We start from the raw sequence: 13,554 nt of genomic DNA on the forward strand, positions 1-13,554 counted from the left end.
GAAAACAGGTTAATAAAGTCGAAAACAAGGGCCTAGGTTTTATGCGGCCTGGCAGGGAGGTGCGGGGTTTTTGCATAAGTCGAAAACAGCCCACTAGCATTGGCGCGGCTTAGCGGGCGTTTATGACGCCTGCTGGTCGACGGCTCAATGGGAGGTTTTCGGGTGAATTGCCCGTTTCGGGCAGTAACCGGGGAAAACTGGGTGACCAAGTCTGGCCGCGATCGCTACCACCAGACTCTTCGCCAAAGCGATGGCAGCTCCAGGCTGCGAGCGGACCTTCAGTCATGGTAGCTGCCCAAGGGTCGGGATGCTCAGGCAACTGGAATCGGGTCTTTTTCAGACGGGCGTCACATCTATTCGGCTTGGCAAGCTCGATTCGTACGGATAGCCAGCAATAGCGAATCCAGAAGATGTCTTTAGCTTGCTCACCACAGGCGCTGCGATGAGTTTAAGGACGAAGCGGTTGCGGCGTGCCACAGGCTTAGTGCTGAGCAAGGAGGTCTGAGGCCAGCCAGAGCGCCATGCCGAGCATAGCTAGCGCCGTTATCGCATCCACCATCCGCCAGCTCCTTGATGAAGTCAATAAGGCACTGGCACCTCTGGCGAGTGAGACCCATGCGGTGAACCACACGATGGAAGCGAGAACGGCACCGACGGAGAACGCCACACTGGCCGCAGCGGGCAGCGCTGCCCCCATTGATCCAAGAATTACCACCGTGTCGAGCCATGACGCAGGATTGCCAAGAGACATCACCAAGAGACGGTGCACCCAACTCTTGTTGCAGACCTTGGTCGCAGAAGTAAGTGCGCCGACAGGCCTTCCGGCTGCAGCGCGCGCCGCGTGCACGGCGTGACCGAGAAGCAACGCGACCCCGGCGGTCTGCAATAGCACATGAAGAGCGGGGTACGCATCAATTGCAGCTGAGACGCCGAGAACGCCAACCGCAATCAGGACAAGGTCGCTGCCGCTGCTGATGGTGACGAGCATCGTCCGAGAGCGTCCCAAAAGAGCTTCGCGAAAAACGAAGACATCCTTGGGTCCGGGACAAATGAAAAGGCCAAGTGCAAGCAAAAAGCCTTGCAGGGCAGCGGAGAGGTCGAACATGTCGGAGAACCGACAACCTCTCAAGCTGAACCGGCGGATTCTTGGGTGGCGCCGATTCTATCTGCGACTCTGGAACCAGGCTATATCTCGTCTAAATCACAAGACCCGATGTCCGCTTCTCCGTGAGCAGTCCCCCCGCAGCGTTGACTGACGGGCAGCAACCGCTTCATTCCCGTTGTGTTCCCTACTGTGCAGTCGGCTTGAGGCTGAAGTCGGACGCTGGTCAACGACGGCTTTGTTGCAACCGAATGCGGCGCAGGTCCTGTGGCCGCGGCGGTTGAAGCCGCTGCTTTGGAGCTGCGCACGCCCTTGCCAATGCATCGGCGAAAATGAATAAACAACGGAGGGAGCTATGGAAAACAGGATTCCATTCACCAGCTACGACTTTTGGGCGTACCTCTCGGCAGGATTCCTATTCCTGTTCATCGCTGACCTAGTGGCCGGCACAGGACTGCTCGCTCGCGACAGTTGGACGGTCGTGCAAGGTGCGGTAGCCGTGTCGGCCGCGTATGCAGTGGGCCAGCTCGTCGCAAGCCTGTCTTCCTTGGTGTTTGAGCGCCTCCTTGTAGGCAAGCTGCTCGGCTACCCGCGGAACGTGCTGTTCGGCCAACCGAGAGCATGGACGTGGGTGCGGGCGCTAATGCCCGGTTACTTCTCGGCTCTCCCTGACCAGACACGGAAAGCAGCGCTCGATAAGGGCAAGACAACCGGCATTACGAGCCCCGGTGAGGGCTTGTTCTGGGCAGCGTTTGCCAATGCTCGTGCAACGCCTGCCGTTATGAGCCGCCTCGACAACTTTCTAAACCTCTACGGTTTTTGCCGAAATACTGCTCTGGTCGCCTTCGTGGACGCTGGGCTACTCTATTGGTCGTACCGCTGGGGCAACGGACCTGACGAGCGGTTGTATTGGTCGTTGGCCGCCACCGCCGTCGGCGTCGGCATGACGTTCCGCTACCTGAAGTACTACAGGCACTACGCGGTGGAGGTGTTCACGTCCTTTGCTCACAGCAAGGAGACCTAATGGTGCTAGCACTTCATGATGGCGCGCTTCAAATCTTCAACGTAGAGCATGGCGCGTGCGCGCTTTTGACGATGCCACCGGCGGGCAACTGCCACCGCATCCTCATCGACTGCGGCCACAACGCATCGACGCAGTGGTATCCCGGGCCTCATCTGAGACAGCTTGGCGTCACGGAGTTGCAGTTGCTGGTCGTCACCAACTACGACGAAGACCACGTTTCCGGCTTCAGGAACTTGATTGAGCAGGGCATCAATGTCCACAGAATTATGCGGAATCCTGCGGTGACTCCCGCGACTATCGCGCACCTAAAGAGTGAGGACGGCATGGGCCGAGGCATTGACGCGCTCGTACGAGTCCTGACGCACTTCCCGCAGCTGGATGTTGCTGGCAACCAATTCCCTCTGCCCAACGGTGTCAGCATAGAGTGGTTTTGGAACCCCTACCCCTTCTTCGACGATGAGAACAACCTGAGCCTAGTCGTCGTCCTTGACGTCTACGGCTTCAAGTTCATGTTTCCGGGCGATATGGAGAAGCGTGGCTTCCGCAACCTGCTCAAAACCAACGCGCGGTTCAGAGCCATCGTATGCGAGGTGAACGTGCTGGTCGCATCGCATCACGGCAGGGAGAACGGCATCTGCGAAGAGATGTTCGACACCTGGGGGTGGCGCCCTAAGCTGGTGGTCATTTCGGACGACTATAAGCAGCACGCGACGCAGGAGACGACCAACTACTACGGCAGTAAGGCACAGGGCATCACGGGTTTCCGCCGCGACCAGGGTCTTCGGCGCGTGCTGACCACCCGCAGCGATGGCGAACTGATATTCTCGTTTCAGAACGGGTACTGCCTTGTTAGCTAAGGTGAAATGACCCACCGAAGCGCCCCCTGGTAGACGCGCCCTTGGTCCGGCTCAGGCTTCCAGGTAGTCCGGGACGATGAGCTGGAGGCGGTCCAGGTCGAGGTCGAAGTTGCCACCGCAAAGGAACGCGGCCTTGATGAGCTTCTCGGCAGCGGCAGCGTTGGAGTGGCCAACCATGACGTACTTGGCCGTGGAGCCGAATTTGAACAAGCTGCCGGCCTGTCACGCAGTTGGTTGCGGCATCTTTCCGCGACGAAGCCACAGGCCGAGCATGCTCCCCTATGACAGTTTTCGGGAGGGCGATTGACCGGCGCGATTGTCTGCTCTCGCTGCTAAGCCGCCCTCCTACACAGAAGGGCAAGTCCGGGTTTTTACTCGCCAAGGGTGGCCTATTCGACCTCAGCCAATTTCGCCGCTGCGCCTCGTTTCCCCATTTTTCTGACCTCGGCGATGCGCTGTAGTTGGCTTGCCCTTGGCTTAGATATCCCCTTCTCCCAGTGGTAGACGGTTTGAAGTGAAACGTCGAGAATTTTTCCCATATCCACAGCTGACAGACCTAGCTTTTTGCGCAGGGTCGCGAATCCAGCTGCACGAAATCGCAACTTCGGGCTTTCATCCGATGAATCAAGGACGGGAGATGGCTTGCTCTTGCCAAGGCGGACAATCTTCTTTTCTTGTGCAGCCAGTTCTCGCTTTAGTTTAGCTATGTCACTACGGTAATGGGCCACAGCCTTCTTCAGGCTTTCGACTTCTGAACGAATCTCTTTTCGAGCAAGACGTGTTATTTCTGATTTCAGAAGGCTTGTAATATCTGCCATGTCGATCCTGTTGGCTGGTGTTCAGAAAATATACATATACATGGGTGAATGAACTCAAATCGGCCACCCTAGTATTGAAATTAATCGGACCGGGTTGTGTAGACACTTTCGACCCGTTGCAGAAGTTCGCTTACCGAGATAGCGGACGTCCAACATTTGAAATTAACGGATGCCATTGGCAATCCACGCTTGCCCCAACTGTTAGACCTCGCCGCGCAAGCGATGCAGTGTGCTACGACTATAAGAAGACTCGCCCTTCGAGGGCATGCGACCTGTCGATGGCGTCGCTCATGACTCCGTGCCATCCGTCGGTAAGTTGCGCCGCAGTCTCTCGAACATCTGGGTCAAGCACCAACATACGTTTGAGCAGAACTGCCACCCCATTCCCCAAAGCGCCGGGTACATGCGCCAGTGGCTCCAGCTCAAGGTCGTCAAGAATGTCAGCGGGACGCTTCGCCGGGTTACGTCCAGTAAACAACTCGGCGAGTACAAGACCAAGCTGGAACACGTCGCTCTTGGGCGTGATTCCATGCTCCTTTCGCGCATACGCAATCAGGTCTGGCGTTCGATAGTAGAACGGCATACCGGGGAGTTCACTCTCTTTGAGTATCTCGCGGTCCTCATCATCGGCCGCATCCGTTAGTTTCATCAGGCCAAAGTCCCCGAGGACGCATGAGCCACCCTTGACGAAAATGTTCTGTGGCTTGATGTCGCGGTGAACAACGGCAGGGTTTCTTCCTGCGAGATAGGACAAAGCCGAAAGCAGCTGTAGCGCATATGAGATTCGCTCCGGCATCGTTGAACTGCCGGCCTTCAGAACATCGGCGAGCGTCTTGGGCAGGTACTCGGCCGCAACAAATGGATATTCAAGATCGCCATGAGCAGAGTAGCGTGTAAAGATCCCCGCGTCGTAGACCTTCATGATGCTCGGATGATTGGCTGCCTGCAGATAGTCGATCTCCTGAAGGAAAGCATCTCTTCTAGTCTTGCTTGACAGCTTCCTGAAGACTTTGATCGCAAAGAGCACACCTTTGTGCGTTCCGGACGTGGCAAGTGCCAAGAATGTGGAGGCGTTACCACCGTGACCGAGCACTTGGACGTTCTTGTACCAAACGCCACTTTCGGACTTGATACTCTGGCCGACAGCGAGTTGAAAGAAGTCGCTCAAGTCCTCTCCTCGTAAGCCATAACGAATGAAATAACAGTGGCTGTGAGTCTAGCCGACTCGGCATAGCTCGTCGATCGCCAGAATCGGAGATCAGCGTCCGCTATCCGGACCTCGGAGCGATAGACTGCTCCTGGCCGATATCCGCCCCACTTTGACCGTCAGCTGACGAAACGCAACCTCAGCAGCAATATCTCATTCCTCAGTGGATAGTAGGCCTCAACGGATAGATAGCCGTCTGTCTCATGCACTGGAAATCCCCCCCGACAAGGTCTACCCTTTCGGCTCGAAATGGACGACCTTTTCCCGCGGCCACCCTTGCTGCCCTGGCTCCCAGGCGAGACCCTATTCAGCCTGGTAAGTCGGCATGATTATTTCCGTGGAAACCCTGCACCGAAGTTCACCTCTGAGCAGTTCTTCGGACACCCATTAGGCGGAGCCCAACACGACTTTCCGACTTACCTTGGTGAGTTCGCTTCCCGCACAGATGGGCTGTATGGGGATGCCCAGCAAATCGCCCTTGAACACACTCTGATGGCCTTTTACGGCGCATTCATAAGCAATACCGAAGCCCGGCGTTTGGCGCACCAGATGTCGGGGCGCAGCGTGGCTCTCCTCAAGTCGGGCCTTGGTTTACAGCAGAACGGGTTTCGTGCCCATCATCCCCTGAAGGCTTGCCGCCTGTGCATGGAAGAGGACCGTGAGGCGTTTGGGTGGTCGTACTGGCATCTGGAGCATCAGTACCCAGGCGCCTGCGTGTGCCTGAAACATGCACAACTGCTGCAGGCGGCGGACATGAAGGTCAACGGCGTCCACCCGTACCTATGGTGCCTTCCGTCGGAAATGAACTGGGACGAGATGTCCCCTCAGACCAGCCACTCTCAAGAAGTCTTCGACGCCGCCCGGTCCTTGACACAGACCGCTCGGGACTTGCACGCCCAATGTTCGGCGCATAAGGACCTGGTATCCCGGTTGCATGAACACTACATGGTTGAAGTGGTCCAGCGAGACTGGGTTACGGCTACTGGCAATCTGCGAATGCCGAAACTGGCGGCGAGTTTTCTGGAGCACATCCGGCCACTGCGGGCCATTCCTGGACTGCAAGCGCTTCCCAAGGATTGGCAGGAAGCAGAATCCCAGCTGAGCAACGTCCTGCGACCACGCCTCAACAGAATGCACCCGCTCAGACACATCGTCGTCTGTGACTGGCTGTACGGTAGCGCTACGCCGCTTGCGCAACGGCTGGTGATGAATCAGAGCGGACTGGGGTGAGGCCCCTCTGCCAGCGAGAGGGTCGAACCCGGCAAAGACAGACCCAACAATCCTGCGAAGAAGGAGCAGTTACTCTCGATACTGCGTACGCATGATCTGTCAGTCAACAAGGCAGCGATGCCAGTCGGCCTTGATGTCTCCACCGCGATCTATTGGGCAAAAGCGGCCGGCATCAAAATCAACCGAAAGCCGAAGACCTTTATTGAGCCGCTTCGGCTGCGAGCCATTGACGAACTGAAAGGCGGTGCGGACAAAACCGACGTCGCGACGCGCGCTGGCGTTTCGCGCCAATCGATCGAGGCGCTGCTGTACAGCGAGCTAGGCCTGCATGAACAGTGGTGGGCCATACGTCATGCCGCGGCTCAAGCCAGGATGCGGCAAGTCTGGTTGGACGCCAGAACGACCCATCCCACGCTGGCCACCAAATATCTGCGCAATCTATACCCTTCCGCATATAGCTGGCTCTACGCACATGACCGGGATTGGCTGCAAGCCCATAAACCTGAACGCGTGAAGCCGCTAATTGTGGCTAGCAAGGTGAGATGGGATGAGCGAGACCGCGAATTTTGTGAGGCAGTTGAGAAGGCCGTCCTGGAACTCACTGCGACGCTGGGCCCCAAGAAGCCGAAGTTGTGGCAAATCTGCCAGGCCGTGCCCGATCTCAGGCCCAAGCTCTACGCATTGGACCGCCTGCCCTTGATGCGCCGGGCGATCGACCTGGCCTTGCAGCGCAAACCCAAGGATGAAGGGACGAACGGCGAACTGTTTCCCTCCTGATCGCACAGCCTGCGCCAGGCATTGACATGCGTATATGCATTATTTTATGCTTTATACATGTTCATGCCGGACACCATCGCACGCCTGGAACGCGCTCGCACCATCTGCAAGGAGACGGGTATCACCCAGGCCAAGATCGCTGAGGATCTCGGCGCCAGTCAGTCGCAGATCAGCCGCATCCTTGCTGGCGAGATTTCCCGCAACAGCCGGTTGGCGGAGGAGGTCTGTCTCTACGTGGAATGCATCAGCGGCGGGGTAAGCGCCGAAGCCGTTCGCAAGAACGACGAGCTGATTGATGCGCTTGCACTGACTTGGGATGGGTCAGCTGCACATTCCAAGGCATTGGCCGCCGTGATCAGGTCGCTCGCCGCTCTGGGCAGTCGTCCAGGGCGGCCCGGCTCCACCCAGAACTAGGACCGAGCATGCTTGTCTGCCCCGCTCCGCTGCCAGACGAGCTTGATCGTGGATACCTGGGGCGTGTCATGCGGCTGAACGGGGTAAAGATTGAACGCGACATGCAAGACCATCTCTACAGAGAATTCGGCCTGGCACAGAATGGAAGATATCGTCGTTCTACGGCCGAAGCCCTGAGTCTGATGGCGAGGATGAGCACTGAGCATTTCGTGCAGAGGCACACCACGATGCCGCTCAGACGCGCGATGATGATTTTTTGTTCGAACGATTCACATGTCAGTCTGCGACGCCGGGCGGTTCTCTATAACTCAGCTATGCGGCTGATCGGGCCTCATGCGTACTTTTGTGCTGAATGCGCGGTGGCTGACATTGCTTTTCACGGAATGGGCTACTGGCGACGATCGTTGCAAGTCCCAGGTCGGGTGTTTTGCGAAAAACATGGTGCAGCATTGATGCGAGCGCCGTCATCAGCTCTCGTTGATTCTCCTTCTCGTTGGATAGAGCGAGCGGAAAAAATCTCCGATCAGGTGGTTAATGCCTCACTCGGTCACGCCGCCATCCTTAGATATTTGAGTATGGCAGATGAGCTAATGGACAGAACTTCTTCTCTCCCATCCAGATCAATCGCAGCTATTCTTTTACGTCGGGCCAATCTTCTGCCAATACAAGGCAACGCCGAGTGCCGCGTATACCGAAAAAGAGGAACCCAAGTTACTTGCGCCATCGTTCAATCGACATTCCCATCGATTTGGCTTGAACACATCAGCTGCGACTTCTCTAGACATGGCCGAGATCCGATATTCAGTTGGTTAAACGTGTTAGAAAATTCGGACCAATGCCCAGCAGTTTGGCCCTTTTTATTGCTGGGAAGTGCGCTGTACGAAGACACCGAAACGGCGATGCATGAGTGGACAAGCACTCTCACAACGACTGCGAAACCGCTCCCCAGAACTGTGACCAAAATGCACCGTAGCCAGGCAGCAAATCTTCATACCTAGCGATACGCTTTGGATCTCCACTTCGGAGCGCCAAGATAGCCGGCGCAACAGGTGCCAGAAAGGTGTCTGCCGCCTTCGAGAAGTCGGTCAGCCGCAAATCGCCAGAATTCCGCTCCAGCGCCACACGATGCGCAGCGATCCACAACGCGATGATCAGGCGCTGAATCCCCCCGGTGCGCTCAATGATAAGCTCTGCCAAGGCGTCATCGATCGGGAGCTTGTTCTTGACGTACTGGTAGCGACCCAGCTGCCGCAAGAAAATACCCCGGAAGTCTGGGTCCTTAGCACTCTCAAATGGACGCAACAAGTGATAGCCGGACATTGCGATGCGTTCTGTGTTGCTGAGCCTGCGCATGAGCGCTGAGATGCCATCTGGCGTGCCGGATAGCAGCACGGAAAACCGTCCCATGTTCATCATGTTCAGGATCCCCTTCAGGCACTGATCCTCCACGATGCTCAGCTCCTTTAGATCATTTACACCTTTGCGCTTACGACGTTTCTCTAGCGTGGACAGCTTGAAGAAATTCTGAACCTCATCGAGGTGCAGGATTCCAAGGAAATGCGAGCTGGCCACCTGGGTCCATTCGTCGAGCATCTTCATCCCATCGCGGCGTTCTTTTTCCAGTGACCTTGTAAATCTGCCGAAACCGGTCGCCGAGTCAAAGGACCGCATCAGCGCCGCAGCAAGGTCAGTGGTTCGACCACTGGCCGGAACTTCCGCGGACAACCAAATCACTTGGATATGTTCTCCGACCAGGCGTGGGAACGCCTGGTGACGAACGATCTGAGGGTAGGAGCTTAAGCACCGCGTGATGGCCTCGGTTTTCCCTGTACCTGAGTGTCCGACCACTGCTGCGCCAAAGGAGGGAGCGCCAGATCTTTTCCGGGGCGGAGATTCCCCACCGACGAAGGCCCATGTACCGGCCTCGACCGGATTGAGGTATCGGTAGTGAGGCCGTATCATCAGATCAATGGTCTGATGAAGTCGGCACTCCTCCAAGCTCGGAATGTGGAAATCGCGCAGATCCATCAGCAGATGGAGAGCAACATGGGGTGGAACACCGTTCATGTCCGGAGGAACCCTTGGGAGCTCAGTCAAGCATGTCGCCACCTGCTCGCGTGAACGGATTGGCCCCAGGCCTTGGATCAGGATGTTTCCATCGTAGGGGTCCAGTGGCGCGGATCTAGCCATGTGTGGCATCCCCGTCGTCCGCCGATCGGAGGATGTCATTCATCATGCGCTCGTACTCCTCCATCGCGTCGTCACGAAGAACCTCCTTCGTTTTACTTTCAGATGCCCCTCTAGGATTCGACGAGGCGACTTCCATGAGCCGAGCCTCTGATATGGTCGGGGCAGTTCCCGACGTGGCGGCGTCGGCCTCGGCAGTCAGGCGCTTTTCTCGGTTGATGAGTTCGTCGACTTTGAGCAAGCTCTTCAGTCGCAACTCAGTCCGAGCGTGTTCGATCTCAGGACGTTGGAGAGTTTTCATCGAGATGACATCGAGCAACTCCTCATAGGTTGTCTCTGGGGAGGTATTGGCCTGGTCGGAGATACGTAACTCCAATAGGCCGTCATCTCCTGTACGTGGTGTCCAGATTCGACTTACCGAGCCCGGATACCTGAAAACTGGAATGTTCCAACCACCGTGGCTGCGTGCAACGGTTGTCCAGAGATCAGCGCCAGCAATGTCACAGCTGTAGTCGTTTCCTCCATAGATCACTGAACTACGACCAACCCGGGCGCTGTCTGAAACAAGCAGAGTAGCAATCAGATCAGCCTGCGACATCACTCGACGGAACCCAATCCCCATTTCATGACCCCAGCGCCAGAGGCCTGCAGGACTGGGGAAAACGCCCGCGGCAACCATATGAGCGTCAAGCCGGTTTGACCTGTCGGCGGTGAGGTTGTAGCTCGCGAAAATCTCGTGCAGGTACTGAACGTATCCACGCACTGTCAACGCACTTTGCTCAGGGTGCGATTTGCGGAGGTCGAACTCGGCCCGCCGCGCATTGATGGCTCCTGGGAGAAATTGAAACTGCTCGTCCTTTGAGATGCGGTGAAGAACTTCGACCAACCCCTTCAAATCGGGACGATAGGGAGGTGTGTAGTCCATGTCGAGTAAAAGCTTGATTGCTGTTTGGCTTGCGCCCCTCGACAGGTACTCACCGCGGTCACACAACAGCAGATAGCACAGTGTTGGATACGGATTCAAACTCAAGACCGGCTGGTATCCCCACAGATCCCCAATTAGTGCCGGGTCAGATGCACTGTTGAAGATGCTTATCTTGGCCGTGTTCCAACTAGGCCCTGCCAAGCAAACATAGAACCCGACGATCGCGGTGGACCAGACATCCACGACGATGTAGACAATGGGGCGGCCGACGATCCACGAGCGGTTGATAGATGAGCGCAGGTAGACATCAGCTATGGTCGAATCGATGGCCCAGGTGTGGCCGGGTCCCTCAACATCCTGCCAATTCCTCGCAGTTAGACCTCGCAGTGTCCGCTTGAAATGACCCATCGTGGTCTTCTCAAGAATACGCTGGAGCTTGGGGATTTCGCGCTCCAGGACACGTCGGACTTGCCGAAAATTCGGGTACTGACCTCTGCTAGGCAGCACAGGCTCAAGTTGGTCCCCGTTCTGCCTGTACCGCCGCACGAAGTCACTTTTCAGGATCAAGTCGTAGCGTTGCCGCATGTTGGGCTTAACGGGCGTCTTGATGCGCTTGTCCGCTGCAATGATCGCCGCTTGCCATTCAGAACTCATGCCGGGCTGTTCTGGATCTGGCATCGGCCCGTAAAGACTCTCCATCCTCTGAAGCAGCGTTTTTCTTCCTGCCTTCTTGCGGCCATTGGGTTCGCATGGTCGAGACACCCCGGGAGCGCCGCAGCGGTCGTGACGGGGATACAGGCTGATTTCATTGATGCCTAGACGGCAAAGTGTTGACCATTGCTTGTAGACAAAGGAGCGGCTGACCCCCGTTTTTTCGACTGCTTCGCGAACAAGCCCTCCCATACTTCCATGGACCAGTATTCCTTCGTGAAGCTTATGAAAGTCGAGAATGCTTGCCATCACCGAGCGCCTGTGCTCGTAGATTTCTTGGTCCTTGGCAGACTTGATAGCTGAGTAGTAAAGCGCCTCCCGATCAATATCAATCAGCTTCAGCGAGCCTTCTTTCTTCCAACGAAACAGATCATCCCGGTCCATCCAGAGAAGTTCTCCGATGAGCTTGGCCAGCGGCTTCTTGCGGAGATTCTTTGGTGTCTCCAGCTTTGTTCGTCCACCTCGATTGATTTGGTCTGAGTCAGCAGGCTGGATGCAGACGCACACGACTTTCTGCAGCGCTGGCTCATCGAAAATGACGCGGTAAAGTCCAGCCCGGTACCCGCCCTTTCGGCTGTCGTCCAAGAGCCGGAAAACTTGGTTGTGAATCAGTTCCATGCTGACCTCCTCGAGGCAACAGGATTGAGTGCAGTGAATTGCTCTTGGCTGAGTAGTCCAATGGGGAGATGCGGCCTCCAACCGCGACGCAAGTCGAGAGGGATAGCTCCAGCCCAGACGGCCTGCCAGAAATTACGTTGGGCAGTTTCAACGTCGCCTAGTTGATCAGCCAACGCATTGAGCGTGTAGGTATAGCTGTGCCCCAGGGTGCTCTCGACAATATCGACTGCGACTGAAATCGCCGACGTTTCAACCGCTTTCCCGAGCGCCCAAGGTGCGGTCCTACGCAGTGTCAGGGCTACTGACTTTTCGTAGAGATCCGTGGTGATCAACAGCCAGTTGACCGAGCGCACTGCCCAATACTCACGCTCAATGGCGAGCAACTCCAGATTGCGGTCAGTCAGCTTCAGCTGACTTGGCTTGAACGACAGGGCCAACAGTTCGTGTCGAGCATCCGGCGCCTGGAGCAGCAGCAGCTGGTCCGTGGTCATTACCCAAGAGGATGTCCTTCCATCCCCATGCACCTGCGGATGCTTGAACTTCAGCTGGGCTGCGATCTCAAGCGTGCCCGGCAGATGCTGCCCGGCAAATCTCAAGTCGTAATCGGCCAGCTCATTGGGACCGGCGTGGAGGGAAAGCTTGAATTGCTCCCGCAGGTCCAGGATGTTGGGCAGCATCATGGAGAAGTGCGCCCCGTCTCGCTCGATGTCGGACAAGAACTCGCGTTGGCGGTTACGCCAAATCGTGAGGTGAGAGCGCCCCAGGCTGGATGGATCCCCCCGGCCAACTCGGTGCCACGGCACATAGTCCTCAAAAGTCCCCGTTCCCCGACCCTCTCGCTCGTAGCGCTCCAAGAGCTTGGGAGTGAATCTCTTCTCCGTACGCATCGTTTTCCCCCTGCGTCAGCGCGCGCGATTCCCTCGCCCGCGGTCGACGCGATCGATCAAAAAATTGACGAAAAGGGGGATTGACGGACCCGATTCAGGTCCGTAGACTTACAGGCGTCAACCAAAAAGTCTGGGTTCCCCCCAGCGAAGCGACGTGCGGTCCTGCAAGACCTCACGTCGTTTCTTTTTGCGGCTACGGTTTCATGCTGGTTCCTTTCTCTCCATCGCGAAATGTGGCTTGGTCTGTTGAAGCGGCTCTAACGACACTCTTCAATGCCGCTCAGACGCTGGCTCCAGGCGAAGCAAGTTGTTGGATTGATTTGACCGTGCTGACTGAAGACGGAATCGCCCGAATAAATGCGCCTTCCGTGTCAATGACGGCCGCCTTCACGCAATCACATTCGGCGCGGCAAAGCAGAACCCATTCGACGTCTTCGGCGTCGCGCTTGATTTCATCCAATCACAAGCGATGAAGCAAGGGCAACTATTAGCGGTACAGCACGATTTTTGAGTTCACGACGAAATCTCTGGTCTCACCGACTCAAAAATGCTCTACCTTGGAGGTGACGCGTTAGCGTGATCGGCAGGAGATGCACATAACCTGCCCAATCCAGAAGCCGACCTTGAAATCGGAGGTTCGTATGGACGAGAAGAATGGTCAGCAATCCACCAAGGACGAGGCATACGTCAGGGCGGTCGCGCTCTACTTGCTGACTCATGGTGTACATCTGGCCTCACCCCTCAGTCAGGTCCCCAAGGCGCAATCGTCACGCTCCATCCACCTTGAATATGGAGGT

At 56.5% G+C, this 13,554-nt stretch carries 14 protein-coding genes; 6 read left to right on the forward strand and 8 right to left on the reverse strand.

The annotated features are described in order from the left end of the window. Positions 1 to 481 precede the first annotated feature (481 nt). The gene (locus ACLBKS_RS02640) at positions 482 to 1,105 is read right to left on the reverse strand and encodes a LysE/ArgO family amino acid transporter (protein ID WP_410191235.1); all 624 of its coding nucleotides are present in this window, start codon (positions 1,103 to 1,105) and stop codon (positions 482 to 484) included. A 352-nt stretch (positions 1,106 to 1,457) separates the two neighbouring features. Between ACLBKS_RS02640 and ACLBKS_RS02645 the strand changes: the two genes are divergently transcribed. After that, on the forward strand, positions 1,458 to 2,126 hold the full coding sequence (locus ACLBKS_RS02645) for a hypothetical protein (protein ID WP_410191236.1): 669 nt from the start codon (positions 1,458 to 1,460) through the stop codon (positions 2,124 to 2,126). Beyond that, positions 2,126 to 2,983 (forward strand): ComEC/Rec2 family competence protein, encoded by an 858-nt coding sequence (locus tag ACLBKS_RS02650; RefSeq protein ID WP_410191237.1) that lies wholly within the window; start codon positions 2,126 to 2,128, stop codon positions 2,981 to 2,983. The genes ACLBKS_RS02645 and ACLBKS_RS02650 overlap by 1 nt, the downstream gene beginning before the upstream one ends. 51 nt (positions 2,984 to 3,034) lie before the next feature. Here ACLBKS_RS02650 and ACLBKS_RS02655 read toward each other — a convergent pair whose 3' ends face one another. The 3 genes from ACLBKS_RS02655 to ACLBKS_RS02665 form a co-directional block, all read right to left on the reverse strand. Continuing rightward, positions 3,035 to 3,160 (reverse strand): hypothetical protein, encoded by a 126-nt coding sequence (locus ACLBKS_RS02655; protein ID WP_410191238.1) that lies wholly within the window; start codon positions 3,158 to 3,160, stop codon positions 3,035 to 3,037. Between the two features lie 212 nt (positions 3,161 to 3,372). Continuing rightward, on the reverse strand, positions 3,373 to 3,801 hold the full coding sequence (locus tag ACLBKS_RS02660) for a helix-turn-helix domain-containing protein (protein WP_410191239.1): 429 nt from the start codon (positions 3,799 to 3,801) through the stop codon (positions 3,373 to 3,375). Between the two features lie 238 nt (positions 3,802 to 4,039). Next, complete coding sequence (locus ACLBKS_RS02665) at positions 4,040 to 4,969, reverse strand: protein kinase domain-containing protein (protein ID WP_410191240.1); 930 nt, start codon at positions 4,967 to 4,969, stop codon at positions 4,040 to 4,042. Positions 4,970 to 5,257: 288 nt separating this feature from the next. Between ACLBKS_RS02665 and ACLBKS_RS02670 the strand changes: the two genes are divergently transcribed. The 4 genes from ACLBKS_RS02670 to ACLBKS_RS02685 all read left to right on the forward strand — a co-directional run bounded on the left by ACLBKS_RS02670 (position 5,258) and on the right by ACLBKS_RS02685 (position 8,427). Then, positions 5,258 to 6,238 carry a TnsD family Tn7-like transposition protein gene (locus ACLBKS_RS02670; RefSeq protein ID WP_410191241.1) on the forward strand — a complete coding sequence of 327 codons (981 nt, stop codon included), beginning with the start codon at positions 5,258 to 5,260 and terminating at the stop codon, positions 6,236 to 6,238. Between the two features lie 96 nt (positions 6,239 to 6,334). After that, a complete protein-coding gene (locus ACLBKS_RS02675; protein WP_410191441.1) occupies positions 6,335 to 7,015 on the forward strand; it encodes a TnsD family Tn7-like transposition protein in 681 nt (226 codons plus the stop codon). Positions 7,016 to 7,072: 57 nt separating this feature from the next. Then, positions 7,073 to 7,429 carry a helix-turn-helix domain-containing protein gene (locus ACLBKS_RS02680; protein WP_410191242.1) on the forward strand — a complete coding sequence of 119 codons (357 nt, stop codon included), beginning with the start codon at positions 7,073 to 7,075 and terminating at the stop codon, positions 7,427 to 7,429. Between the two features lie 8 nt (positions 7,430 to 7,437). After that, the gene (locus ACLBKS_RS02685; RefSeq protein ID WP_410191243.1) at positions 7,438 to 8,427 is read left to right on the forward strand and encodes a TniQ family protein; all 990 of its coding nucleotides are present in this window, start codon (positions 7,438 to 7,440) and stop codon (positions 8,425 to 8,427) included. Here the strand turns inward: ACLBKS_RS02685 and ACLBKS_RS02690 are convergent. The 4 genes from ACLBKS_RS02690 to ACLBKS_RS02705 all read right to left on the reverse strand — a co-directional run bounded on the left by ACLBKS_RS02690 (position 8,351) and on the right by ACLBKS_RS02705 (position 13,217). Then, positions 8,351 to 9,496, reverse strand: coding sequence for an AAA family ATPase (locus ACLBKS_RS02690; RefSeq protein WP_410191244.1), 1,146 nt, complete (start codon positions 9,494 to 9,496; stop codon positions 8,351 to 8,353). The two genes, ACLBKS_RS02685 and ACLBKS_RS02690, sit on opposite strands and share 77 nt — an antisense overlap. 115 nt (positions 9,497 to 9,611) lie before the next feature. Further along, complete coding sequence (locus ACLBKS_RS02695) at positions 9,612 to 11,870, reverse strand: transposase (RefSeq protein WP_410191245.1); 2,259 nt, start codon at positions 11,868 to 11,870, stop codon at positions 9,612 to 9,614. After that, entirely contained in the window at positions 11,861 to 12,586 is a 726-nt protein-coding gene (locus ACLBKS_RS02700) for a TnsA endonuclease N-terminal domain-containing protein (RefSeq protein ID WP_410191246.1), read from the reverse strand. Before ACLBKS_RS02700 ends, ACLBKS_RS02695 begins: the two co-directional genes overlap by 10 nt. A 451-nt stretch (positions 12,587 to 13,037) precedes the next feature. Beyond that, entirely contained in the window at positions 13,038 to 13,217 is a 180-nt protein-coding gene (locus ACLBKS_RS02705; RefSeq protein WP_410191247.1) for a hypothetical protein, read from the reverse strand. Between the last annotated feature and the right edge of the window lie 337 nt (positions 13,218 to 13,554).

The sequence above is a fragment of the Hylemonella sp. W303a genome (assembly GCF_046452315.1).
Classification (GTDB): Bacteria; Pseudomonadota; Gammaproteobacteria; order Burkholderiales; family Burkholderiaceae_C; genus Hylemonella.